We start from the raw sequence: 24,036 nt of genomic DNA, 5'->3' as shown, positions 1-24,036 counted from the left end.
GAAAGGATGATCGACCGGGCGGCCTGATATCGCCCAAGCAGGCGCGACGCACTTAGGCTGGACGTCGCATAACACCGCTGGGAGACCGTTATGTCGCTGCGACACAAGCGCCTGCGGATTGAGGCAGTGACCACCAGATTGAATGCGGTGTCGTCCCGTGGCTAATGCTCGGCGTCTGATCACCCGACGCAATCTCCTGATCGTCGCGGTCTTGGGATTGATTGGCGTTCTGGGCGCGCTGGCCGCGAGTTGGCGGCCAGCAATCGCGCCGATTGCCGTTCCTCCACGCGCAAGTTTCGCGCAGACCGAGATCGCGCGCGGCGCAATTCTGGCCAGAATCGGGGATTGCGCGGTGTGTCACACCGCGGATGGCGGACGGCCGTTCGCCGGTGGCCGTGCACTGCCGACCCCGTTCGGCACGCTGTATTCCGACAATCTTACGCCCGATCCCGCCACTGGCATTGGCAATTGGTCGGCGGCGGCCTTTCGTCGGGCGTTGAAAGACGGCGTGGCGCGTGACGGGAGCCATCTCTACCCGGCCTTGCCCTATGAGCATTTCACCCACACCACCGATCGCGACCTTGATGCGCTTTATGCGTATCTGATGACGCGCGACCCGGTGGTGGCCCCGGCACCGCCGAACAAGCTGATCCCGCCGCTCGGATTCCGCCCGTTGCTGGCGGGATGGAAGCTGCTTTTTCTGCACAAGGGGCCGGTAAAGGTGATCCCACGCAATCGGCCGAATGGAATCGCGGTGCCTATCTGGCCGAAAGCCTCGGCCATTGCGGGGCTTGCCATACGCCACGTAACCTCGCCGGGGCCGAGGAGCGTTCGCGGGCCTATGCCGGCGGCGTTGCGGAGGGCTGGCGCGCGCCCGCGCTCGATGCGCGTAACCCTGCTGCCATCGTATGGACGAAGGACGCGCTGTTCACCTATCTTCGTACCGGTATCTCGCCGCAACATAGCGCGGCGGCCGGGCCGATGGGGCCGGTCGTGGCCGATCTGGCGCAGGTGCCCGAGGGCGATGTCCGCGCCATCGCCACCTATATCGCCTCGAAAATGGCCGGGGGACGACGGGACAACGCCGCCGTTGCGCGATCGATCGACGCGCCCGACCGTGCGGCGGGCACCAATCCGGCCGGTGCCGTCCTTTTTGCGGGGGCTTGTGCCGGCTGTCATGGACCCGGTGCACCGATGATGGGGCAGGGGCGGCCGTCGCTCGCGCTGGCAACCAGCCTGCGCGACGCCGATCCGACCAGTGCGATCCAGGCTGTGTTGCAGGGGATCGCCCCGCCTGTCGCCGACCGCGGCCCCAAAATGCCGAGCTTTGCCGACAGTCTGAGCAATGCCGAAGTGGCGCAGACGCTGGCCTATGCCCGCGCCCGCTATACGGACGAGCCGGCGTGGGCCGACCTCGAGAAACGCGTGAAGAGCGCCCGCAAGGAAGGCACCGCGCAATGACGATTTCGCTTACCGTCAACGGCGTCACCCATAAGGTGGAGGTCGATCCGGCGACGCCATTGCTTTATGTATTGCGGGGCGAATTGGCGCTCGATGGCGCGAAATATGGCTGCGGACTTGGCCAGTGCGGTGCGTGCACGGTCCAGCTCGATGGCAAGGCGATCTTCTCCTGCGTGACCCCCGTCGCAGTCGCGGCCGGGCGGGCGGTGCGGACGGTGGAGGGGCTGGGCACGATCGACCATCCCGGTCCGTTGCAACGCGCGTTTGCCGAGGAACAGGCGGCGCAGTGCGGCTATTGCATCGCTGGCATGATCATGCGCGCGCAGGCGCTGCTCGATGCCAATCCTCATCCTGACGAGGCGGAGATCCGCCGTCACATGCAGACCAACCTCTGTCGCTGCGGAACGCACATGCGCATCTTGCGCGCTATTCGCCGCGTCGCGGGGCTTCCGCGCGATGGACATACGGCATGAGTACAATTCTTCCTTTGCGTCCTTCGCGTCGCGACGTGCTTGCAGGCGGCGGGTTGCTGGTCGCCTTCAGTTTCGCATCGCGCAGCCTCGCGCTGGCGGGGGGCGGTGAAGGCGGCGGCGGCCCCCAGGTGCTCCGGCCCGACCTTCCGGGCGACCTGAAGATCGCGCCCGAGCTCGACAGCTGGATCCATATCGCGTCTGACGGGAGGACCACGGTGTTTTCGGGCAAGGCCGAGTTGGGGCAGGGCATCCGGACAGCGTTGCTTCAAGTCGTCGCCGAGGAACTCGATCTGCGGCCCGCGCAAATCGACTTCATCACTGCGGACACGGCCCGCACCCCCGATGAAGGGCTCACCGCCGGCAGCCATTCGATGATGGACGGGGGCACTGCGCTGCTGAATGCAGGCGCGAACGTCCGCATGATTTTGACTCGTCAAGCGGCGCAGCTTTGGAGCTTGCCGGTCGACCAGCTTACGACGTCGGGAGACGGCCATGTCGTCGCTCCCGATGGGCGGCGGTTGGCCTATGGGGCGATCGCGGCGAAAGTGTCGCTACATGTCGAGGCGATCCCGAACGCGCCCTTGCGCAACCCCGCGAGCTATCGGACGCTCGGGAAAAATTATCCACGCGTCGATATCCCCGCCAAGCTGACCGGCGGTGCCGCTTACGTCCAGGATTTGCGGCTGCCCGGCATGTTGCATGCAAGGGTGATGCGCGGCCCAAGCTATGGCACCAACCTCGTCACGCCCGATCTGGCGGCGGTGCGCCGGATGCCGGGCGTTGTCGCCGTGGTCGAGAATGGCACCTTTCTCGCGGTCGTCGCGACCAGCGAGTGGCAAGCAATCACCGCTATGCGGGTGGCGCAGCGGGCCAATTACGTCCGGACGATGCCACCGCTACCCGTGGTCGACGGGGTGCAGACCTTGCTCGGCCTGCCGTCACGCGAGATCGTCGTCCTCGATACGCATGACGCCACATCGCCGACGGAACACATGATCACCGCATCGTATAGCCGCCCGTGGATCAGCCACGGCTCGATCGGGCCGTCATGCGCGGTCGCGTGGCTCCGCGAGGACAAGGGCGAGAAAGCGCTGACGATCTGGTCGCACAGCCAGGGTGTGTTCGACGTCCATCGCGCGGTTGCCGGGCTGGTCGGCCTCAAGCCCGAGCAGGTTCGCTGCATTCACAGCCCTTCGGCCGGGTGTTACGGCCAGAATGGTGCCGACGACGTCGCCGCCGAAGCTGCCCTGATCGCGATGGCCCTGCCGGGGCGGCCGATCCGGTTGCAGTGGATGCGCGAGCAGGAGTTTGGCTGGGAGCCGAATGGCTGCGGGATGATCACCAAGGTACGGGCATCGCTCGGTGCCGACCGCAAGATCAGTTCGTGGCAGTATGACGTGTGGAGCAATGCGCACAACAATCGGCCGGTCCAGCCCGGCGGCTATGCCGTCGCGCAACAAATCGTGCCGCCTTTCGCGCCGCAGGTTCCCGCGCCAATTCCGATGCCGGAGGGCGATGGCGATCGCAATGCCAACCCGCTTTACCGCTTCCGCAACATGCACGTAATCTATCATTTCGTGCCGCAAATGCCGCTGCGCGTTTCGGCGCTGCGGTCGTTGGGTGCGCATCTCAACGTCTTTTCGATCGAGAGCATGCTCGACGAACTTGCGCTTGTCGCGCACGTCGACCCGCTCGATTTCCGCTTGGCGCATATGGAAGATCCGCGCGCGCGCGCGGTCATCGCTGCGGCTGCCGAACGTTTTGGCTGGCGGTCTCGGCGCAAGGGCGATGGACGTCGCGGGTGTGGAATGGCGTTTGCGCGCTACAAGAATATCGGTGCCTATTGCGCGATTGCGATGGAAATCGAATTGGTGCGGGAGAGCGGCCGCATCATCGTCCACCGCGTCGTCGCCGCCGTCGATGCCGGTCAGCCGGGCAGTCCCGACGGTATTGCCAACCAGGTCGAAGGCGGGATCATCCAGTCGATCAGCTGGGCAACGCGCGAGGCCGTGACCTATGACCAATCGCGCCGCACCAGTTTCGACTGGGGCACCTATCCGATCCTGCGTTTCGAAGACGTACCCGGCTCGATCGATGTGGTCGTGCTCGATCGACCCGGTCAGCCGTTCCTCGGTGCCGGCGAAACGGCACAGGGGCCGACATCGGCGGCGCTCGCCAATGCGCTGGCGGATGCAACGGGGCTGCGCCTGCGCGACATGCCGCTCGATCCTGCGACGATCCTGACTGCACTCGGGCCCGAGGGGTAATGGCAATGGCCCGCACCCCCGCACGGAACGGCATCGGCACGGCCGACTGCCGGTCGACTGCGCGATCGTCCAATATGGGCGACCGCTGGACGCCTGGTCGGCGTGAGCGACGCAAGCCTGGTCGTGGTCGGCGCGGACGGTAGGGTCGCGCCACGGAATTCGCCACCGTCGGAGGAGGACCGCCCGATTGGTCCGCTCGCCGCCCTGTCGGTGCGCAATTTTCGACATTTCGCCATTGGCCAGGGCATCAGCCTGATCGGCTCCTGGACCGAGACCGTGGCCCAGGCGATCCTTGTGCTGCAACTGACCAACTCGGCGACCGCAGTGGGATTTGCTACGGCCGCGCGGTATCTCCCGGTGCTGCTGCTGACGCCCTATGCGGGCTTGCTGGTCGACCGGATGAGCAAGCGCCGCTTGCTGGTGGCGACCGCGTCGCTGCTTGCGTCGCTGTCGCTGCTTCAGGCGGGTTTGGTGCTGACGCACCGGATCGACATGACCGTCGTGTTCGTGGTCGCGCTTCTGTTTGGATGCCTGTCCGCGCTCGACAATCCGGCGCGCCAGGCCTTTATCCCGGAAATGGTCGGCAAGCCGCTGATCCGCAACGCGGTCACCATCAACAGCACGATGGTCAATGTCGGTCGCGCGGTCGGACCGCTCGTTGCCGCGCTGTTGATCACCACCGTCGGGATCGGTTGGTGCTTTCTGGTCAACGCGATCAGCTTCGCTGCCGTGCTCGCCGCGTTGCTGGCGATGCAACGGTCCGCGCTGCATCCGGTTCAGCGCGTGACGCCGGCCCCCGGGCAACTGCTCGAAGGTTTTCGCTATGCCCTGACCGTCCCCGAAATTCTCGGGCCGGTCGCGATGATGGCATTGATCGGTACGTTCACCTACGAATTCGAGGTTAGTCTACCGCTGTTCGCAAAGGTGTCGCTTGCGGGCGGCGCGGCAAGCTATAGCTGGCTGCTCGGTGCCTTCGGCGCGGGCTCGGTGGTGGGCGGCATCTATTGCATGCTGCGACCGGAGCTTGGTCTGCCGCGGCTGGTTCGGGCGGCATCCCTTTACGGGGCGGCGATGCTTGCGACAGCGTGCGCACCCACGCAAACGATTGCGGTCGTTCTGCTGTTTGTCGTCGGACTGGCGAGCATTACCTTCATCACGACGGGCAATGCGACGATTCAGTTGGCAGCCGCGCCACAATATCGCGGGCGGGTGACCGCCTTGTGGTCGACCGCGTTCGTCGATCGACCCCGATCGGGGCGTCGATCATCGGGCTGATCGACTCGATCGATCCGCGCTGGGGGCTGGGGGTCGGTGGGATCGCATGCCTGGTCGCCGTGCTTGTGGGGAGAGCGGCGGCGCGCGCACACCAATAGTGTGCGGCGACGATTCTCTTGGCGTGGCGGGTCGAGCGTGTTTCCCTTTTGTGGGAGAAAGGTGAAGCCGGGTTCGGCAATGGGGTAAAATGGGGCATCTGAATCTCTTCGGCATCGTTGCCCTTTGCGCCGCTGTTGCGACGCCGGGGATGACGTGCGCGTCGCCCCGGCCCGTGAAAGAGGTCCGCCTGCCGGCCCAGCCGTTGCGCGCCGCGCTGCAGACGCTGGCGCGCCTGTACCAAGTTGAGCTGCTTTTTTCCGATGCCGCAATCGGCACGACCGGCGCGCCTGCGGTGTCGGGCAAATATCGTATCGACGACGCGCTGAAAGCGGTGCTCGATGGAACCGGTTTCGTCGAGCGGCGTACGAACGGCGGCGGGTACATCGTCGTCAAGGCGACCGAGAGCGAGACCGAAGCGGCGACGGCACCCGTTCCGGAGATCGTGGTGGTTGGCAGGCGTACGCAGAATGCCGACATCCGGCGCTTCACCAACGATGTCCAGCCGTATCAGGTCTTGACGCGCGCCGATATCCGCAGCGCCCACGCGTCGACGGTGGAGGAACTGATCGGAAAGCGCATGTCGGCGGATGCGCGAGGCGTCTCGTTCATGCACTCGCCGATCTCGGGGCAGGCGTCGCCGCAGTCCACGGTCAATTTGCGCGGGTTGGGCGCGGACGAGACGCTGGTCCTGGTAGATGGACGCGCGATGCCGCGATTGCCGGGCCGAACGCTGACATTCGTCCAGTCCGACGTCAACGCGGTGTCGCCGGAAAGCATCGAGCGTGCAGAAATTGCGACGTCGACTGCGGGCGGTATCTACGGTCCAGGTGCGATCGCCGGGGTGATCAACCTGGTGCTGCGCCGCGATTATCGCGGAGCCGCGTTGACCGTGACCAGTGGTGTGACGCAGCGTGGGGACGCCCCGCAAGGCCGGGTCGATGCGCGGATCGGCTTCACCCCCGATCACGGGGCAACCGATGTTATGGTCTCCTTCAGCCGCGCAAGCAGCAGCGCCCTGCACATTGGGGACCGGGACTTCGCGCAGAGAGCGAATGATCGCATCCTCGCCACCGCTGGCGCAGCCTATGAATATGGCGATCTGCCCGTTTCCGATTCGGTCAACATCGCGGGTTCCGGGCGCGTGCCGTTGACCTTCAAGCCCGAATATGGCGGCGGTGCGCTGGGCAGCTTCATCACCACCCTGCCGCCCGGGAACGGCCGTTCTGCCGCGCAGACTGCGGCGCTGCTGCTCGCCAATGCCGGTCGGCTCGACACCACGCCGTCGAGCAGCGAAGAGGGCAGGCTACGCAGCCTGACCGTCGCGCAGGAGACAAGTTCCATCCTCGCCACTATCCGCCATCAGTTCGGCGGTATTGAAATTTACGGCGATTTCATTCGGCTGGTCGACAAGGGGGCCGTCAGCGGCACAACCTATGGTGCCTTTGTGCAGATGAGCGCGACGGATCCGAACAATCCGTTCCAGCAGGACATCGATCTCAGCTTGCCGTTCTACGCGTATTACAGCGCCACGCGCCAGCGGATCGTCACGACCCGGGGAAGCGTCGGCGCTGTCGTGGGCCTGCCGGCCGGGTGGAAAGCAAATCTCGATCTCAGCCTCGGTTCGGCGCGACAGGAATTGCGGCAGAGCGGGGAGACGATGAACCTGACGGCCTTGTTGCAATTGGCCGGCTTTGCATCGCCAAGCCCCGACGCGATCAATCCGCTTGGCGACAGCACAGCATTGCAGGCCGCACTGGCGAGCAATGCCGTTCCCGTCTTTGTATCCTCGGTTCAAACCAACCGGATGAGCGACCTGTCGGTGCGGTTGAGCGGGCCTGTCATGGCTTTGCCGGGTGGGGCGCTGTTCGCGACGATATTGGCGGAGCAGCGATACGAGCGCGTGGCACCGACCACCTATGTGAACCAGGTGTTCGGGCTACCGCTGTCCAACACGCTCCGGGGATATTCCGAGCGTGTGCGCTCCGCTTATGTCGAAGTGCGCGCTCCCCTGGTCTCGGACCAAGCGCGTTTTGCACCGTTGCGGGGGCTTGAAGTGCAAGTCGCAGCCCGCATCGACGCCACGCGCGTCAATGCCTCGCCCGACCCGAAAGACGACCCCCAAATCCTGTATGAGCGCTATCGCGGCAGCGAACGGCCGGTGATGGTCTTTACCGCTGGCGTTAAGGTGCGCCCGCTGTCCAGGCTGTTGCTACGCGCCAGCCTCGCGACCGGCGAAACGTCTCCACCGCTGCAGCAACTTGCCGGGGGTTCTGCACAGGGAGCCGCGATCGATCCGAAACGCGGCAATCAAATCATCGCCCCACCGGCCTACACACTGATCGTGTTCAAGGATCCGTTGGTGCCCGAGCGCGCCGCGACGCTTTCGGCCGGGTTCGTCGCCAACCCGTTTGGCGAGAGCGGGACCAAGCTTTCGGTCGACTATTCGCACATTCGCCGCAGCCGTGAGGCCGGTGGGCCCGTTGGGAGTGCGCTCGTCATCTTGTACTACGAGGATCGCTATCCCGGCCGTGTGACACGGCTGCCGTTAACCGCGGAGGACGCGGCGAAGGGCTATACCGCCGGGGCAGTGACGCAGATCGATACGAGCTACACCACGGTGGGATGGACCACGATCGATGCGGTCGATGCGCGGATCGACCTGCCCTTTCGGAGTGCCCGTCATGGCGATATCGGCGTCTTCCTCGCCGGGACCTGGCAGCCGCTTTACCGGCATTATCTGGCCAACGGCTATCCCCTCCAAAATTTGACCAATCGGATCGACGGCGCGCTGGCCCTCCGCGGAAATGCCGGGCTAAACTGGACTAAGGGGCGGCTGGAGCTGGGTCTGGCCGCACAATATTACGGCGCTTACAGCGTTGAGCAGGGATCGGCCCTTACCACCACCCTGAACCCACGGCTCACCGCCCGGCAGGGCAGCTCGCGCATTCCGGCGAGCGTGACCCTCGACTTGGCGGTCGCGTATCGCATTCCTTTCGATCCGGGCGCGGCGCGCGGGCGGACGCTCGATCTCCGCTTTGGTATTGAGGACCTGCTGGATCATCGCCCCGCCACCGTGGTCAGTCAGGAAGGCGGTTATAGCGGCTATGGCGACCCCCGGCGGCGGCGTTTCGAGTTCACGCTCGCACTGGCAATCTGAACGCCGAAAAAAAGCGGTGTGGCTTTTCGGGGAATGCGCGTCTTTTGTCCAATGACTGCGTTTGCCCTATCTCTCCGGCGCGATCCGGTGCCATTGCGGGGGGTGGTACTTTGCGCCCTGATGCCGCACAGGTATGGCGTGCCCGATCGCAAAAACTCTCCGGCGAATGACGCGCGTGGCCTTGCGCTTGAGGCCTTGCGCGACCCGCTGATCGGCTATTTTCGTCGCCGTGTGGCCGAACAGGATGATGTTCAGGATCTGGTTCAGGAGGTCTTTCTGCGTCTGTCCACCCGCGGCGGCGAGGACGGCATCGAGAATTTGCGGGGTTATGTTTTTCAGGTCGCGGCCAGCGTTCTGGCCGATCGCGGACGTCGACGCACCGTTCGCAAGCATGATGCGCATATCGAGTTCGATCCCGATCGAGGAGGTGGCGCGGAACTTGGCCCGGATCGGATCGTCGCGGGCCGCGAGGCGCTCAAGGCGGTGATGGCCGCCGTGGCGCAGATGCCGGATCGTACGCGAACCGTCTTCATTTTGCGCCGCCTGGAGGGAATGGCCTATCGCGACATCGCCGCGCAACTGGGCGTGTCGGTCAGCGCGGTCGAAAAGCATATGCTGCGCGCGACCGAGCGCCTTGCGCGATTGGGAGAGGCGCAGTGACGGTGCGTGTTACTCGTGCGCTCCTGCGCGGACTGTCGCCGACGGATGCGGCCGCATTGTGGAAGGTCCAACAGGATAGCGGGGCACCGGTTGAGGCCGGACTGTTCGCAAGCTGGCTCGAGGACGATGCCAATGCCGCCGCCTGGGGGAAGCTGGAAGACGCATGGTCAGCGTTCGATGCAGCAGATGATGCGGTGTTCGAAGATTTGCGCGCCGCAGCGCTGGCCGCAGGGCCGTGGAACGCCACCACACCGCCGTGGCGTTGGGTGGCCGGGGCGGCGGCAGCGGTCGCGGTGATTGGCGGTGCTGCGCTGCTGCTTCCCCGACCGGCCAAGCCTCCTGTCGTCGCCGACATGCGTGACGCGGGGGGACATTTTGGTCGCGAGTGGTGGAGCGGTGAAGGCAATTGTGCTGCCCGATGGGTCGCGCATGACGCTTGACGTCGACAGTCGCGCGCGCGTGGCGTTCGGCAACGGGCGTCGGGTTTCTCTCGACCGGGGGCGTGCCTTGTTCGACGTACGGCACGATAGCGCGCATCCGTTTAGCGTGGCGGCGCGCGGACGGACGATCATCGATGTCGGGACACGCTTCGAGGTCGGTGTCGCGCCCAGTTCGCTGAGAGTTGCCTTGTTCGAGGGCGGTGTCCGCATCGAGGGCGGTGGCAGCGCGACGGTGCTGCGTCCCGGTCAGGCGTTCGTCGCAAATGCCGGCAAGCCGGATCGGGTGTCCTTATTGGCACCGGGCGCGGAAGCACTGTGGCGTCAGGGCTTGGCGGAATTCGACAATGCGACGCTCGCCGAAGCGATCGAACAGTTAAACGCGGGCAGTGAGGTCAAGTTGGTGATCGTCGATCCGCGGGTGGCTGCGCTGCGCGTATCGGGACGCTTCCGACTTCACGATCCGCTGCGCTTCGCCACGACGGTGGCTGAAATCCTGCCAGTGCGCGTGGTACGGATCGATCCCGCGCGGATCGAGTTGCGCTACCGCCGTTAAAATCCTCAGTCCCGGATGATTGTGATCGCGTCGTTCGATGCGGCGATGAGATTCGCCACCAGCAGGCGCAGTTCGGCCAGATCCGGCTCCGGTTGCCGCAGCAGGTGGTCGCAGGTCCGCGCGACAGTGCCGATCCCGACCAACGTCTCGTAAATGCGGATAAGTGGGGTTGCCTCCACCGTAGCTCCTTCACGGATCGCGCCACTCTCGATAGCGCGTTGGATGGTCTGGCTAAGATACAAAATCGATCTCCGCGTGTTCGGATGGAAACATCACCTGTCAGACGCACGCGCACCAACAATCCACATGGGAAATTTCGTCGCGGGAAATCGGCCGCTTGCTTATGCCGGTTGCGCCGCACGGTTTGATCGGCCAGCTATATCCGGCCCCGCGCGCCCGCGGCTGGGCAGATCAAGGGGGGCGAGGGGGCCGCGATGCTGGAAGGGAGAGCGCTCAGGCGACGGCTCAATGGCGCGGCCGCGCTTGCAGTTGCGCTGGCGATATTCGCGTTGGACGCGCTCAGCCCCCTGCAAGGCGCTGTAGCGGTTCTTTACACACTCGTCGTCCTGATGGTGGCGCGCAACCACGATCGCCAACTCGTCCTTGCGACCAGCGGTCTTGGGGCCCTGCTCGCTGCGGGTGCGTATGTCGTCAGCCACGGCGGTGAGCCTTTTGGCTCGCCTGCGATGCGCCTCGCGGTCAGTCTGGTCGCGATCGCGGTGACGGCCTGGTTGTGTCTGCGCAACCAGGCGGCGGTGCAGGACAGACTGCGCTCGGAAGCGCGCTATCGGACGATCTTCAGCGCTGCGGGCATTGCCATCTGGGAGACCGACTGGTCGGCCGCGCATAGCGTGCTGCGCCGGGGGCAAGAACCTGATGCGGCGATGATTTCCCGCGTCGGGCAAACCGCCGTCCTACGCGATGCCAACGACGCCGCGGCACGCCTCTTTGGACTGACCGACCGCGCGGCGCTTATCGGCGGGACCCTCGTGGCCTATTACACGCCCGCTGCCGAAGCCACACTTGGCCGCATCGTTTCTGCGCTCCTGCGGGGAGATCCGGTGATCGACGAGGAAACACGCTTTCGTACAGCAGCCGGAACGACGGTCGACGTCGTCTTGCGGGTGACACTTCCGCCCGGCGGCGACGGGTGGAGCCGTGTTCTGGTGATGGCGCTGGACATGACCGAACGCAACCGCGCCCAGGCGAAACTGGCCCAGTCGCAGGCCGAACTTACGCATGTGTCGCGGATCACGACGCTCGGGCAACTGGCGGCTTCGATCGCGCATGAGGTCAATCAACCGCTGGCAGCGATCCTCACCTTTGCCAATTCGGGCAAGCGCTGGCTCGCGCGCGAGGCACCGGACGCGGCCGAGGTCGCGGATTGTCTAGGCAACATTGCCACCACCGCCACCCGCGCCGCCGACGTGATTACGCGAATCCGCGACCTCGCCCGCCGCGCCGATCCCAAGCGCGAACGGGTGATCCTCGGCCCGTTGGTCGACGCGACGCTGGACCTGTTGCGCCGCGAATTGCAGGCACATGGCGTCGCCCTGCACCTGAGTGGCCTGGACGGGCTGCCACCGATATACGGGGATCGCGTCCAGATCCAGCAAGTGCTGATGAACCTGCTGCTCAACGCAGATCAAGCCATGATCGCCACCCCCGCCGACCAGCGCATTCTGTCGCTCGAGGTGTGGCATGACGCCGAAACGATCGTCCTTGCGATACGGGATCGCGGCGTTGGCATTGCTGGGAACCCCGAAGCACTGTTCGCACCCTTTTTCACGACCAAAGTGACCGGGCTCGGCATGGGGTTGTCCATTTGCCGTTCGATCATCGAGCAGCATGGTGGCACGCTGGTGGCGGCGAACAATGCCGATGGCGGCGCGACCTTCACCGTGCGGCTGCCCGTCACTCAGGAAACACCCTCGGACCACGATAGCGCGCGCGCGGGTTAGCTTCCCAGCAACTGGTCCACCTGCGCGCGGAATTGCCCGATGCGCTGGCGGTCGGCGGATTCGGTGTGGTCAGGCTTGGCGGCGGCCACCGGACAGTCGGCGGCGATCAGGACGTTGGTGATGGCGTCCGCGCTCATGCCGGGGTCGGCGCGATGAATCTCCGCGATTGCCTCTGCGATGACATTCTCGCGGTCGGGGCCGGAAAGTCGGCCGGTCAGTCCCGCGACGTAGCTCGCACCGCCAATGGAGGCTGGTGCCACGGCCGCCGGATCTGGGCAACCCACGGGCTTGGACGGTGGCGCGCAGCCGCCAAGCACCATGCCCAAGGATGCCGTCATGGCGAGGTATCTCATGCGATGTCTCCCGGATACGCCGATACCGGCTTCGCCTGGTCGGGTTGGCAATTATGTCCCCGGGGTCCGCGCTCCAATCTATACGAAGGTTTGCACGCCTAGGTATGATGGCGGCGTTTCCGCGCGCTTCGTAGCCTGCGCTCCATTGCAAGGAGCCAGCCACATGTCCGTCATCCCGCAACCCCCGATCCAGCCAATCCGCGATCAAGCGCTTGTGCTTCCCCTTCTGTCGTTCAGCACGGGCGCGGCCGACGGCTTCGCCTATCTGGCGCTGGGGGGGAATCTTCACCGCCAACATGACCGGAAACGCGGTGTTGGCCACGGTGTTCACGCGACCGGGATATGAGACGGTGTTGGCCGGGGCGCTGACCGCAATCGGGGCGTTTGCGCTGGCGCTGGCCGCGGGTTTCCGCATGACCCGCGCGCGCGGCAACGATGCGTCGCTGGTCGCGCTTATTGCCTCCGCCCTGTGCCTTGCCGCGGTGGCGTTATGGTGGTGGTTCGGGCCGCATACGGGATTGGCGGTGTTCGGGCTGATCACGCTGTCGGCGGCGGCGATGGCGCTGCAGACGGTCGCGGCGAAGCGCGACGGCGTGCCGCACGGTGCGACGACGACCTACGCTACGGGGGACGCTGACGGACCTTGTCGGAGACATCGTCGATGGCAAGGCACCATGGAGCAGCCCGCGCTGGCTGGTGTTGCTGGCCTTGCCTGCGGGTGCTTGCTGGCGGTCGGGATCGCACTGTACTGGCCGGCGGCAACACCGCTCCTGCCACTTGTGTCGACGACCGCCAGCATCGGCTTGATCCGGCGACGGCGCGCCGGTTAGCGAAGGACCTTCACGGTGCCGACAAGATCAACATTTTTGCGGTATTGCGCTGGCCGGTTTCACCTTCACCCGCATGGCGTCGAAGGTCAGGCAGTTGCCGGGCGCAATCACACCGACCTCGGCATCCCAAGAAACCTGGATCGGGTAGCCGTGGCGGGCGGCTCCAATTGCGTTGGGGTCGGGCTTTCCGGCGCAAATCTCGATGTCGTGGACGCGTTTGAAACGGATCAATTCCACATCGCGTTCGCCGTTCAGGAAGAAGGTGTTGCGCGGCGCGTCCCATTCCGCTTCCTGCATGATCGGATCCGAGGGGGGCAGGCCCTCATTGGTCATTTTTTGCGCCATGGCACCACTGGCACCAAGCATTCCAACCGAGACGGCTGCGGCAGTGATCAGTCGAACGAACAGAGTCATGGTACTTCTCCCACTTGTGTCCGCATGAGATGCCGCGCCGGGCCGCTGTCCCTGAATCATACGTTGGTCTAGCCCAGACCTTGGTGTGGGGCGGCAGCTCCGGATGTCTGACCCAACCTTCGTATGACTGGCACGGCGCGCTGGGTGGCGCATCTTGGCGACGGGCGGCCCCAATGCACCGGCCGCCCAATCCCCCTTTGCAAGGATGAGTCATGACCGACACCCACAGTGCAAGTTCCGCTCCGCACCACGAAGTGCCAACCTTCGGCAACCCCGATGAGCCGGCCGAAGGCACCATCAACACGCGGGACGATCCGCGTAGCAACACGATGGGCGGACCGCGTAACCCGGTGATCGAAAGCCAGTTTCCATCGCAGATGGACGCTCCGGCGACCGATATCAGCACCCAGCCGTTTTTCTGGTCATCGTTCAACATCTCGCCGCGACGCCAGCAAAAGGGCGGGTGGGCGCGCGAACTGACCCAGGCCGATTTCTCGATTTCCGACGAGATTTCGGGCGTCAACATGTACCTTGCGCCGGGCGGCGTGCGCGAGCTGCATTGGCATCAGACCGCAGAATGGGCGATCATGACGCGCGGACGTTGCCGCGTGACGACGCTCGATCGCCACGGCCGGCCGAGCGTCGAGGATGTCGAGGCTGGCGACCTGTGGTATTTCCCGCCGGGCCTGCCCCACTCTTTGCAGGGTCTCGGGCCCGATGGTGCCGAGTTCGTCATCGCGTTCGACGATGGTGCCCAGTCCGAAAGCAATACGCTGCTGATTACCGACTGGTTCGCGCACACTCCGCCCGACATTCTGGCCAAGAATTTCGGCATGCCGGTGGAAACTTTCGCAAATATCCCCTTGCACAATTTGTGGATCTTCCAGGCCGACGAACCGGGTGATCTTGCCGCGGACAAGGCGGCGGCAAAGGTCGTCGAGGGAACCGAGCCGGTGATCTTCCGCCTCGGAAAATCGCCGAAGATCCTCAATAACAGCGGTGGGTCGATCCAGATCGCCGACAGCAGCAACTTCAAAATCGCGACCAACGTCGCAACGGCACTGGTCACGGTCGAGCCCGGCGGGATGCGCGAAATGCACTGGCACCCCAATGCCGACGAATGGCAATATTATCTGCGCGGCAGTGCGCGGATGACGGTGTTCAACACCGGCCCCAAGGCTACGACCAACGATTTCCGTGCGGGTGACGTCGGGGTCGTGCGGCGCAATCTTGGTCACTATGTCGAAAATACCGGCGACGATGTGCTCCAGTTCGTCGAGGTGTTCCGCTCCGACCATTATGAGGAAGTGTCGTTGGCGAATTGGCTGAGCCACTTGCCCCCGGCGCTGGTGAGCCAGCATTTGAACATCGACCCATCGGTCCTGGCGAAATTCCCGCAAGGCACGCGCGGCATCGTGCCGCTGTCAAACGGGTGAGCATCGCCTGACCGGTAAGCCCGGACCAACCAAGGTATGAATTGCCGGGATCGGAGCGAGGCGGGCAAACGTCCGCGTGGCTTCGATCCCACGGAGGTGCCCGTTCATGACCGTCGAACACCCCGTTATGCAGTGCCGCATCGTTACGCGGCGATGAGCGGCAGCGTCCTACCGTATCGCTTCCAGCCCGAGGAGCGGCCGGTTTTCCCCGGAGCGCCGTACGCCCCGCGCCAAACGACGTTGAATCGCTGCCTCTATGCGCTTTCCGCGCTCGTCATGGCGATGACCGCCGGCCTGTCCAACGGCCTGGTCAGCGTCAACCTGTTGTGGATTTCCGGGAATGTCGGGCTCTATGCAAGCGAGGGCAGCCTCCTGCTCGCCGTATATGTCGCTTTCAACGCCACCGCGAACCTGCTGCTCGTAAAGGCGCGGACGCAATTCGGCATCCCGGCGACCATGCATACGGTGCTGGTGGTGCTGATCGGCGGTCAGTGCCTGCAAATGCTATGGCCCAGCTTCGGCATGGAGGTGGTGGCGCAAGCGGTCAGCGGGATAGCCGCGGGCGGGCTGACCTCGCTCACCCTCTACAATCTGTTTCAAGTGTTTCCGCTGCGCTATCGACCGATGGCGCTTGTCATTGGGTTCGGCTTGCCACCGCTTGCCATTCCGATCGCGCGGCTCTTCCCGATCGACATCATCGCGCTGAACGATTGGTACGGCCTGCACGTCATCGTCGCGACGATGGGGTTGGCCGCGTTGACGATGCTGGTGCTCATGCCGTTGCCCCCGACGGAGCGGGCAAAGGTGTTCGAGCCGCTCGACGCAGCGACGGTCGGGCTGACGATTCCGGCAATGCTCCTGATCTGCACCGTGCTGGCGGAAGGGCGGTTTCTGTGGTGGACCGACGCCCCGTGGCTCGGTTGGGCGCTGGCCATTGCCCTCCCGTTGCTGGGTCTTGCGCTGTTGATAGAGGCACGCCGGGCGCGGCCCCTTCTTTGGGTGCGGTGGTTCGCCACCGTCGATATCCTCCGGTTTGCGCTGATCGCGCTCGTCTTTCGCGTCGCGCTGGCCGAACAGACGTACAGCGCGATCGGCCTGCTGACGCTTGGCGGGCTGACCAGTGACCAACTGCACACGCTGTTTCTGTTCGTTCTCTTCGCGATGGTCGCCGGCACGATCGCGGCCGCCGTCCTCGCAAAGCCCGAACGCTTCACCGAGCTTATGCTGGTGGCGGCGCTGGTGATCGCGCTCGGGGCATGGCTCGACACCGCATCCACCAGCGAAACCAGGCCAACGCAGCTACTGCTCAGCCAGTCATTGCTGGGCTTCGGCGCTGCGCTGTTTCTGGGGCCGGCCTTGCTGGATGGGTTGCGGCGTGTGACCCTCAAAGGGCCCACGCATCTGGTCAGCTTCGTCGTGCTGTTCAGCACCACGCAGAATGTGGGTGGGCTGATCGGGGTGGCGTTTCTTGGTACGTTGCAGACCGCGCGCGCGCGCCTCCACGCCGAAGCGATCGCAGAAAGCGTTTCGCTGGGTGACCCCGGTGTCATATCGCGCCTGGCGCAAAATGCCGAGGGTATCGCCCGCGTCGTGATCGATCCGGCGCATCGGCAGGGCGAAGCGAACGCGCTGCTTGGCTCCGCTTTGCAGGATCAGGCCAATGTGCTGGCGTTCAACGATTCATGCTGGGCTGTCACCTGGATCGCCTTGGCCACCACGCTGCTGTTGCTGAGCACCCTCGTCAACAGCCGTTTTCGACTTTTTGCAGGCGCACGCCACCTGAGGGGTAACGAATGAGCGACCGTGAGACTTCCCCCGCAGTGTCGTCCGGGGCGGCTGCCCCTGAAGCGGCATCGGCGGCACCAACCGTTTGGGAGCCGCCCAAAAGATCCTTTCTCGTCATGGCCGCACTGGTGGCAATGCTGCTGATCGCCATCTCGGGGATTCTCCAGCTTTGGGGCATAGGTCCGTTTGCGGGTGCCGATCAGCGGACCGACAATGCCCTGGTCCGCGGCCGCACAAGCGTGATCGCGCCGCAAGTCAGCGGCTATGTCGCACGGGTGCTGGTGCGAGACTATGAGCGCGTCGAGCGCGGCCAGATTCTGGTCCTGATCGACGACGGTATCTACCGCGCGCGCTTCGAGCAGGCGCGCGCCAACCTCGATGCCCAAATCGCGGCCCTTGCGAACAGTCAACAGGCGCGCGCGGCCCGTGCGGCGGGGGTGGTCGGCCAGTCGGCAACGATCGCCGGTGCAGAGGCGCAATTGCGCAAGGCCAAGGCCGATATGGCTCGCGCGACCGAGCTTGTCGGCGACGGGTCGATTTCCGTGCGCGAGCGCGACAGCGCCTCGGCCGCCCTGACACAGGCGGAAGCGCATCTGCGCGAAGCAATCGCCAGTGAAGATATTGCGCGGCAGGATTTGCGCACGGTCGATGTCGGCAAACGCGGGCTGTCGGCACAGGTCGAGGCGGCGCGGGCGCAATTGCACCTTGCCGAGATCGATTTGCTGCACACCGTGATCCGCGCGCCCGAGCCGGGGCAAATCGGCGAAGTGCACGTTCGGCTCGGCCAGTTTGTCACCAATGGAACAGAGTTGATGCAGCTCGTCCCGCCCGATCGTTGGGTGATCGCGCAATATAAAGAGGCGCAGACCTATCACATGGCGGTCGGCCAGCGCGCCAGCTTTACCGTCGATGCGCTGGGCGGCCATCGAATGCTTGGCCGCGTCGTGCGCATTGCCCCCGCGAGCGGCTGGGAATTTGCCGTTTTGAAGCCGGACAATGCCACCGGGAATTTCGTCAAGATTCCGCAGCGGATCGGCGTGATGATCATGGCCGATCCGGGCCAGGCGCTGCTCGATCGGCTTCGTCCGGGCATGTCGGTCGAAACGCGCGTCGAAACGGACGAGCGGCGATGATGCGTCGAGCCAGCGCGGCGGGCGCGGTGCTGCTGCTTGCGGGGTGCGCCGGGCCTCGACCGTCCATCCCCCAATCGGCAGCGGTCGTCGCGCCCACGGCGTGGCGGGTCGATGGAGGCGCGGGGGCGATCCAGGCGATCCAAAACGACTGGTGGGAAAAGTTTCGGAGACCCCGCGCTAAACGCATTGGTGGGTGAAGCGCTGCGCAACAACGTCGACGTCATGGTCGCTGCATCGCGGGTTGCGCAGGCGCGGGCACAGTTCCGCCTTGTCGCGAGTGCGGCAAGGCCCGCGATCGGCGTTGGCGGTCAAGGTGGCTATGGTCGCAGCCTCAACGCTTTCGGGGTCGGCTTGGACCAGGTCGATGGCACGGCGTCGGTGACTGGATCATATGAGCTCGACCTTTTTGGAAGGTTGGCGGAGGCTCGCGGGGCCGCGCGGGCGGACCTGCTGGCGAGCCAGGCCGCGCGCGACACGGTCCGGCTGGCGGTCGCGGCGCAGGTGGTCGAAGGCTATATCGGGTTGCGCGCGCTAGAGGCGCAGCTCGCGATTGCGCAAGACACGCTCGCAACCCGTGCCCAGGAACTTGAGCTGATTCGTCATCGTGCCGCCGCCGGTTATTCGCCTGCGCTCGATCTCGCTCAGGCCGAGGCGGAGTATCAGGTCGCGGCGCAACTCGTGCCGGCCACGCGATCGGCGATCACCCGGCAGGAGAACGGTCTTAGCCTGCTGTTGGGCAAAGCGCCGGGCGCGATTGCGCCGGGTGCCGCCATTGACGGTTTGGTCGCGGTGCGGGTGCCCGTCTCGCTTCCCGCACAGGTCTTGCGGCAGCGTCCCGATATCGCTGAGGCGGAAGACCGCGTGGTAGCGGCCGATCGTCAGCTCGATGTCGCCCGCGCATCATTTTTGCCCCGCATCCAGCTATCGGCCTCGGGCGGCGCGGTGGCATCGAATATTCTTCCCAACCCGGTCAGTCTGTTTTCGCTTGGCGGATCGATCCTTGCGCCGCTGTTCGAAGGCGGTGCCTTGCGCGCACGACAATCCATCGCAGCCGCAACGCGGGATCAGGCCGCCTTCGCTTATCGCAAGGCGGCGCTGACGGCGTTTGCGGAGGTTGAAAAACGCGATGGAAAGCAACCAGCGTCTCGCACAGCAACTGGCCGCAGCCGAGCAGCAACGCGCCGCGCTCGCGACCGCAAGGGCGTTGGCGGTCAACCGCTACCGTGCCGGATACGCGCCCTATCTCGATCAGCTCGACGCCGAACGGAGTTTGTTGAGCGCGCGTCTGTCGGTGGTTGATCTGCGGGCCGCACGGTTGCGGGCGATCGTCGTCCTGTACCGCAGTCTGGGTGGCGGATGGTCGGCCCCGGTGGGAGGCTCTGCGGTCGCGCCTTGAGACCCTGAAAGGCCCGGATCGACAACCCGCCGATCACAGCGAGGCGGTAGGGGAAGCGTTTGTTTTCGCAGCATTAAGCCGCGGCTAAACCCAACGTATAATTCAGCGGCCAAGGGTTTTGCGGCATCCCTGAGCGGAAGCTGAACAGCTTTCTCGAACCAGTCGGCTCGGGTCCTCGCGAAGCGCCATGCGGCGTTTCCGCTCTAAGGAGATTATCGTTATGATCACGTCTCGGTTTTCCAGTGTGGCCGCCGCACCCGTCCTGGCGGCAGTCCTCGTCGCTACGCTGTCGGGGTGCGTGACCACCAAGGAGGCGATCGCGCACAAGGAAAACGATCTTTCCGCAGCGGGCTTCATCGATAAGCCGGCGAACACGCCCGAACGTCAGGCGATGCTGGCTCGCTTGCCCGCGAACAAGTTCGTTCGCAACGTCAAGGGCGACACCGTCAAGTATGTCTATGCCGATCCCAAGTCCTGCAACTGCCTCTATGTCGGCACGCAGCAGGCTTATGGCGCGTATGTGAAGACGATGCAGGCGAAGAATCTCGCCGACGAGCAGCAGATGACTGCTGAGGAATATAGCGATCCGGCGTGGAACTGGGGTGCCTGGGGGTCCTGGGGGCGGGTTCGGTTGGGGCTTCGGTCGTGGCTACGGCTGGTAATTCCTAAGACGCGGGGCTCGATACCATCGAGCCCCGCCGCCAATTGTCGAGCTGGTCAGGCGCCCGTCCCAGCTCGATCGATGTTTAAGTGGATCGGCGGTTTTGCCGACGCGCCAGTCGGGCCTTCTAGCTTGCCCGCTGCCACTTGCGACGCCAGACGAGCGGCGTCTGATCCACAAATCGCCGGAACAGTCGCGTGAGATGGGCCTGGTCGGCCAGCCCGCAGGCATTTGCGATCGCGCTCAGCGTTTCCGACGTCGTTACCATCAGCATTTGCGCTTGGGCGATCCGACGACGCGTGATGTAGGTCCGCGCGGTCTCTCCCAGGCTGACTTTGAACGCACGGCAGAAATGCCCCTTGCTCAGCCTGGCGAGCGCCGCCAGTTCGCCGATACCGATCGTCCGGTCGAGATTGCGATCGATATGGTTGGTCACCACCCGGATTTGCCAGGCCGCCAGGCCGCCGCGAATGGTGCCTGCAGCCGGCGGCGTTTCGGGCGGGCGCGAAACGCCGCCGTCCGGTGCGGTATGCAGCATCTCGTCCAGCAGGCGAAGGCATTCTCGCGCGGCGTCGAGATCGGTCTCCAGGGCAACCTGCGCGCCGCGAATGAGGGCAGCCGCAGATACAGGCTTGGATTGCTCGACAGAATTCAGCAGCATGTCGCCAGTCTCCGGTCTGGTTTATCGTCCGGGTCGCGGGCGGTGCCGCGCAACCTCTGGACTTGGCTAGCATGCGGAGAGATAGGGAACTTTTATACGGAGGTATGAAGTAGCCCGGCCATGCCGCCGTGGCTGGGCAACGCGCTTCGCCGACCGACCGCGCTCAATAGCGCGGCTGACCAGCCGTCGACGCCCCGATTTTGCCGCGAAACACCCAGTAGCTGAATCCGACATAAGCGAGAATGACCGGCAGGATCACCACAATGGCACCTGCGACGATGACCTGCGTGCGATGCACCGAAGCGGCCTGCCAGATCGTCATGACGCCGGGAATGGCTGCAGGCCAGATGCTGATCCCAAGACCGGCGAGCGCGGTCAGAAGCAGCACGATCGTGGCCGCGAACGGCAGCCATTCGCGTTTGCTCCACAAGGACCTCCACGCCGTAAGCCAGGCAAGCGCCGCAAGGATCGGAAGCGGCGCGAGATACACTGTCCCGGGGAGCGTGAACCAGCGCGCCCAGACAGAAGGCAATGCAAGCGGCGTCCAAAGACTGACCAAGGCAATCGCCGCGCCGGTCGCCAGCAGGCCGACCCGCGCAATCTCGCGCGCGAAGATCTGGGTGTTGCCATCGGTTCGCCAGATCAGCCATCCTGCCCCAAGCAGGGCGTAGAACGCGACCATGCCCAGACCGGTGGCGACCGAGAACAGTTGCAGCCAGTCGAACGGACTCCCCGCAAATTGACCGTTTGCCACGGCAATGTCGCCGGTGATGAACGCGCCCAGAATGGCACCTTGGCAAAATCCGGCCAGTGCCGATCCACCCGAGAAAGCCATCGTCCAGCCGAGCTCGAGCGGGCCGCCCTGTGATCGGAACTCGAACGCGACGCCGCGGAGGACCAGCCCCAGCAGCATGAGCGCGAGCGGGACGTAGAAGGCGGGTAGAAGAATGGCAAAGGCACCGGGGAAGCCGGCGAGGAGCACCATGCCCCCGAGCACCAGCCAGGTTTCATTGCCGTCCCACATCGGCGCAAGCGAGCGCATCATGGCGTCGCGCGTGGCGGTCGCTGGGGCGAAGGGGAACAGGATCCCCACGCCCAGATCGAAACCATCCAGCGTGACGTACAAACCGATCGCGAGCGCAGCGAACAGGGCGAACAGGACGGGATAATCGATCATGGCTTGGTCCTTGACGTCGCGTCTGGCAGGCCTTGGGCTCCTGCGGGGCGGCCGACCGGCGGCGTTGGTGCGAGGTTCGACGGGCCGCGGAAGACCATTTGCCCGGCATAAAAGAAGAAGCCCAGCAACAGCAGGTTGTAGAGGATCAAGGCGACCCCGAGCGAACTGGCGACTGCCCCACCGGCAAGCGGCGATACGGCGTGCGCGGTGCGGAGGTGGCCATACACAACCCACGGCTGGCGACCGACCTCGGTGATCGTCCATCCCGCGAGCGTCGCGACGAAGCCCAGCGGCACACTCGCCATGCAGGCAAACTGATACCAGCGTGTGTCGTACAGGCGTCGACGCCAGCGCAGGAAAAGCCCCGTCATGGCGATGGCGAGCAACAGGATGCCGCACCCGACCATGATCCGGAAGGCAAAGAATACCGGCACCACCGGCGGGCGGTCGATCGCGGGCACGCTCTTGAGGCCCTGGACCTGGCCGTCGAGCGAATGCGTCAGGACGATGCTGCCGAGCACAGGGATATCCAGCGCATAGTCGTTACGCTCCTGCTTCTCGTTCGGCCAGGCGATAAGCGTGAGCGGGACGCGGGACGCCGTGTCCCAGCGAGCCTCGATCGCCGCCAATTTGATAGGCTGATATTGGCGGGTATTCTGGCCATGCTGGTCGCCAATTTCCAGTTGCAGCGGCACCAGGATCGCGGCGAGCCAGAGCGATGCCGAAAACGCCGCGCGCGCAGCGCTCTGGTCGCCCGGGCGTCCGCGCCACAGCCAGAACGCCGAGACCCCCGCCACGACGAACGCGCCAGTGACGAAGCTTGCCGTCACCATATGCGCAAAGCGATAGGGCATCGATGGGGTGAAGATGACGCCCCAGAAGTCGGTGGCGATGAAGCGTCCGTCGGCGGTGGTGGTGAAGGCCTGGGGGGTCTGCATCCAGCTATTGGCGGAAATGATCCAGAAGGCGGAAATCACGGTTCCCGTCGCGACGATCAGGCACGCGGCAAAATGGATTTTGTCGCCCACCCTTTCCCGGCCGAAGAGCATGATTCCGACAAAACCGGCTTCAAGAAAGAAGGCCGTCAGCACCTCCAGCACGAACAACGGCCCGATCACGTTGGCGGTTGCGCGGGCATAGGCGGACCAGTTGAGCCCGAGCTGGTATGAAATCACGACCCCGGTGACGACGCCCATGCCGAAAGCCAGCGAAAAGACCTTGATCCAGAAGCGTTGTAGTTCCTGCCATACGGGATTGCGGGTGCGCAGCCACGCTGCACCGAGGAACACGATGAACCAGGCAAGGCCGATCGTGAAGGCCGGCCACAGAATGTGATATCCCATGGTGAACGCGAACTGGAGCCGCGACAGGATTAGCGTGTCCATAATGCTACTCCGCGCAAGTGAGCGCTGGCCGAGAAACCCGGCGTGGCGATGAACGGGGACGTTCTGGCGGTGGCTGTGTCATGGCCGGAGGAGTGCACGACCCCTGTGGGGGCGTATTGCACGGTGTTGCTTTACTTGAACGATCGCAACACATCCCGTTTCCGACGCGAATGGGGCACAGCGTCCACCGCATCGCCCGGCAAAACCGGGCATGAAACGGACCATCCGGCCCATTGACCGGCGCGCAACCGTCCGGGTGTTGTGACCGACAATTTCTGCCCCCGCTCGTTTGCGATCCGCCGATGCCAAGCTGACACCTTCTCCCGCCACCGTGACTGGTGCGCGGCGATGAGCGGGAGGCGCATGATGCATAAAAGTAGCGCCGGACAGACACCGGTTGGGGGCGGTGGTCTATCCGCGCTTCCGATCCGGGGGATCGGGAGGGGAGAGCTTTTTAAA

General features: G+C 64.8%; 21 protein-coding genes and 1 pseudogene. 16 read left to right on the top strand and 6 right to left on the bottom strand.

What is annotated here, in order from left to right; genetic code table 11:
• Positions 1-142: 142 nt before the first annotated feature.
• The 9 genes and pseudogenes from NW75_RS28470 to NW75_RS21630 form a co-directional block, all read left to right on the top strand.
• A pseudogene (locus NW75_RS28470) lies at positions 143-550 on the top strand (cytochrome c); the annotation flags it as partial.
• Positions 551-684: 134 nt separating this feature from the next.
• A complete protein-coding gene (locus tag NW75_RS27065) occupies positions 685-1,461 on the top strand; it encodes a c-type cytochrome (protein WP_231565374.1) in 777 nt (258 codons plus the stop codon).
• The gene (locus NW75_RS21660; protein WP_033967443.1) at positions 1,458-1,934 is read left to right on the top strand and encodes a (2Fe-2S)-binding protein; all 477 of its coding nucleotides are present in this window, start codon (positions 1,458-1,460) and stop codon (positions 1,932-1,934) included. Before NW75_RS27065 ends, NW75_RS21660 begins: the two co-directional genes overlap by 4 nt.
• Positions 1,931-4,201, top strand: coding sequence for a molybdopterin cofactor-binding domain-containing protein (locus NW75_RS21655; protein ID WP_033967442.1), 2,271 nt, complete (start codon positions 1,931-1,933; stop codon positions 4,199-4,201). Before NW75_RS21660 ends, NW75_RS21655 begins: the two co-directional genes overlap by 4 nt.
• Positions 4,202-4,303: 102 nt before the next feature.
• A complete protein-coding gene (locus NW75_RS21650) occupies positions 4,304-5,476 on the top strand; it encodes an MFS transporter (RefSeq protein WP_052192578.1) in 1,173 nt (390 codons plus the stop codon).
• Between the two features lie 187 nt (positions 5,477-5,663).
• Positions 5,664-8,732 carry a TonB-dependent receptor plug domain-containing protein gene (locus NW75_RS21645; RefSeq protein WP_033967441.1) on the top strand — a complete coding sequence of 1,023 codons (3,069 nt, stop codon included), beginning with the start codon at positions 5,664-5,666 and terminating at the stop codon, positions 8,730-8,732.
• A 120-nt stretch (positions 8,733-8,852) separates the two neighbouring features.
• Positions 8,853-9,392, top strand: a complete 540-nt coding sequence (locus NW75_RS21640) for an RNA polymerase sigma factor (protein WP_052192577.1) — start codon at positions 8,853-8,855, stop codon at positions 9,390-9,392.
• A complete protein-coding gene (locus tag NW75_RS21635; protein WP_033967440.1) occupies positions 9,389-9,832 on the top strand; it encodes a hypothetical protein in 444 nt (147 codons plus the stop codon). Before NW75_RS21640 ends, NW75_RS21635 begins: the two co-directional genes overlap by 4 nt.
• On the top strand, positions 9,822-10,385 hold the full coding sequence (locus tag NW75_RS21630; RefSeq protein ID WP_156143111.1) for a FecR family protein: 564 nt from the start codon (positions 9,822-9,824) through the stop codon (positions 10,383-10,385). The genes NW75_RS21635 and NW75_RS21630 overlap by 11 nt, the downstream gene beginning before the upstream one ends.
• Positions 10,386-10,390: 5 nt before the next feature.
• Here NW75_RS21630 and NW75_RS21625 read toward each other — a convergent pair whose 3' ends face one another.
• Entirely contained in the window at positions 10,391-10,564 is a 174-nt protein-coding gene (locus tag NW75_RS21625; RefSeq protein WP_156143110.1) for a hypothetical protein, read from the bottom strand.
• 255 nt (positions 10,565-10,819) lie between these two features.
• Here NW75_RS21625 and NW75_RS21620 point away from each other — a divergent pair, with 255 nt between their 5' ends.
• On the top strand, positions 10,820-12,346 hold the full coding sequence (locus NW75_RS21620; protein ID WP_052192575.1) for a sensor histidine kinase: 1,527 nt from the start codon (positions 10,820-10,822) through the stop codon (positions 12,344-12,346).
• On the opposite strand, the gene NW75_RS21615 is transcribed toward NW75_RS21620, so the two are convergent.
• Entirely contained in the window at positions 12,343-12,699 is a 357-nt protein-coding gene (locus NW75_RS21615) for a hypothetical protein (RefSeq protein ID WP_156143109.1), read from the bottom strand. The genes NW75_RS21620 and NW75_RS21615 overlap by 4 nt on opposite strands.
• A 212-nt stretch (positions 12,700-12,911) precedes the next feature.
• Between NW75_RS21615 and NW75_RS23260 the strand changes: the two genes are divergently transcribed.
• Positions 12,912-13,529: a DUF1275 family protein gene (locus tag NW75_RS23260; RefSeq protein WP_269430366.1), complete on the top strand. Its 618-nt coding sequence runs from the start codon at positions 12,912-12,914 to the stop codon at positions 13,527-13,529.
• Between the two features lie 27 nt (positions 13,530-13,556).
• Here NW75_RS23260 and NW75_RS21605 read toward each other — a convergent pair whose 3' ends face one another.
• Positions 13,557-13,943, bottom strand: a complete 387-nt coding sequence (locus tag NW75_RS21605; protein ID WP_156143108.1) for a hypothetical protein — start codon at positions 13,941-13,943, stop codon at positions 13,557-13,559.
• Between the two features lie 212 nt (positions 13,944-14,155).
• On the opposite strand from NW75_RS21605, the gene NW75_RS21600 reads away from it, so the two are divergent.
• The 5 genes from NW75_RS21600 to NW75_RS25480 all read left to right on the top strand — a co-directional run bounded on the left by NW75_RS21600 (position 14,156) and on the right by NW75_RS25480 (position 20,555).
• Entirely contained in the window at positions 14,156-15,379 is a 1,224-nt protein-coding gene (locus NW75_RS21600) for a cupin domain-containing protein (RefSeq protein ID WP_033967436.1), read from the top strand.
• A gap of 132 nt (positions 15,380-15,511) precedes the next feature.
• Positions 15,512-17,176, top strand: coding sequence for an MFS transporter (locus NW75_RS21595; RefSeq protein WP_197057929.1), 1,665 nt, complete (start codon positions 15,512-15,514; stop codon positions 17,174-17,176).
• Entirely contained in the window at positions 17,173-18,297 is a 1,125-nt protein-coding gene (locus NW75_RS21590) for an HlyD family secretion protein (RefSeq protein WP_033967435.1), read from the top strand. Before NW75_RS21595 ends, NW75_RS21590 begins: the two co-directional genes overlap by 4 nt.
• Before the next feature lie 111 nt (positions 18,298-18,408).
• Positions 18,409-19,596 (top strand): efflux transporter outer membrane subunit, encoded by a 1,188-nt coding sequence (locus tag NW75_RS21585; protein WP_231565378.1) that lies wholly within the window; start codon positions 18,409-18,411, stop codon positions 19,594-19,596.
• 317 nt (positions 19,597-19,913) lie between these two features.
• Positions 19,914-20,555, top strand: a complete 642-nt coding sequence (locus NW75_RS25480; protein WP_197057928.1) for a hypothetical protein — start codon at positions 19,914-19,916, stop codon at positions 20,553-20,555.
• Here the strand turns inward: NW75_RS25480 and NW75_RS21580 are convergent.
• The 3 genes from NW75_RS21580 to NW75_RS21570 form a co-directional block, all read right to left on the bottom strand.
• Positions 20,482-21,015 carry a helix-turn-helix domain-containing protein gene (locus NW75_RS21580; RefSeq protein WP_052192572.1) on the bottom strand — a complete coding sequence of 178 codons (534 nt, stop codon included), beginning with the start codon at positions 21,013-21,015 and terminating at the stop codon, positions 20,482-20,484. The two genes, NW75_RS25480 and NW75_RS21580, sit on opposite strands and share 74 nt — an antisense overlap.
• 163 nt (positions 21,016-21,178) lie before the next feature.
• Entirely contained in the window at positions 21,179-22,192 is a 1,014-nt protein-coding gene (locus NW75_RS21575; RefSeq protein WP_033967434.1) for a cytochrome d ubiquinol oxidase subunit II, read from the bottom strand.
• Positions 22,189-23,577, bottom strand: a complete 1,389-nt coding sequence (locus NW75_RS21570; protein ID WP_033967433.1) for a cytochrome ubiquinol oxidase subunit I — start codon at positions 23,575-23,577, stop codon at positions 22,189-22,191. The genes NW75_RS21575 and NW75_RS21570 overlap by 4 nt, the downstream gene beginning before the upstream one ends.
• Positions 23,578-24,036: the final 459 nt, after the last annotated feature.

The organism is Sphingomonas sp. Ant H11, from assembly GCF_000797515.1.
Lineage (GTDB): Bacteria > Pseudomonadota > Alphaproteobacteria > Sphingomonadales > Sphingomonadaceae > Sphingomonas.
This window is presented reverse-complemented; position numbering and strand designations above follow the sequence as displayed.

Bases quoted from the DNA above. Each gene is read 5' to 3' on its own strand.
- NW75_RS27065 (WP_231565374.1), top strand. From the start codon at position 685: ATGGAAGCTGCTTTTTCTGCACAAGGGGCCGGTAAAGGTGATCCCACG.
- NW75_RS21660 (WP_033967443.1), top strand. From the start codon at position 1,458: ATGACGATTTCGCTTACCGTCAACGGCGTCACCCATAAGGTGGAGGTC.
- NW75_RS21655 (WP_033967442.1), top strand. From the start codon at position 1,931: ATGAGTACAATTCTTCCTTTGCGTCCTTCGCGTCGCGACGTGCTTGCA.
- NW75_RS21645 (WP_033967441.1), top strand. From the start codon at position 5,664: ATGGGGCATCTGAATCTCTTCGGCATCGTTGCCCTTTGCGCCGCTGTT.
- NW75_RS21640 (WP_052192577.1), top strand. From the start codon at position 8,853: ATGCCGCACAGGTATGGCGTGCCCGATCGCAAAAACTCTCCGGCGAAT.
- NW75_RS21630 (WP_156143111.1), top strand. From the start codon at position 9,822: ATGACGCTTGACGTCGACAGTCGCGCGCGCGTGGCGTTCGGCAACGGG.
- NW75_RS21620 (WP_052192575.1), top strand. From the start codon at position 10,820: ATGCTGGAAGGGAGAGCGCTCAGGCGACGGCTCAATGGCGCGGCCGCG.
- NW75_RS21615 (WP_156143109.1), bottom strand. From the start codon at position 12,699: ATGAGATACCTCGCCATGACGGCATCCTTGGGCATGGTGCTTGGCGGC.
- NW75_RS21605 (WP_156143108.1), bottom strand. From the start codon at position 13,943: ATGACTCTGTTCGTTCGACTGATCACTGCCGCAGCCGTCTCGGTTGGA.
- NW75_RS21600 (WP_033967436.1), top strand. From the start codon at position 14,156: ATGACCGACACCCACAGTGCAAGTTCCGCTCCGCACCACGAAGTGCCA.
- NW75_RS21590 (WP_033967435.1), top strand. From the start codon at position 17,173: ATGAGCGACCGTGAGACTTCCCCCGCAGTGTCGTCCGGGGCGGCTGCC.
- NW75_RS21585 (WP_231565378.1), top strand. From the start codon at position 18,409: ATGGAGGCGCGGGGGCGATCCAGGCGATCCAAAACGACTGGTGGGAAA.
- NW75_RS25480 (WP_197057928.1), top strand. From the start codon at position 19,914: ATGATCACGTCTCGGTTTTCCAGTGTGGCCGCCGCACCCGTCCTGGCG.
- NW75_RS21580 (WP_052192572.1), bottom strand. From the start codon at position 21,015: ATGCTGCTGAATTCTGTCGAGCAATCCAAGCCTGTATCTGCGGCTGCC.
- NW75_RS21575 (WP_033967434.1), bottom strand. From the start codon at position 22,192: ATGATCGATTATCCCGTCCTGTTCGCCCTGTTCGCTGCGCTCGCGATC.
- NW75_RS21570 (WP_033967433.1), bottom strand. From the start codon at position 23,577: ATGGACACGCTAATCCTGTCGCGGCTCCAGTTCGCGTTCACCATGGGA.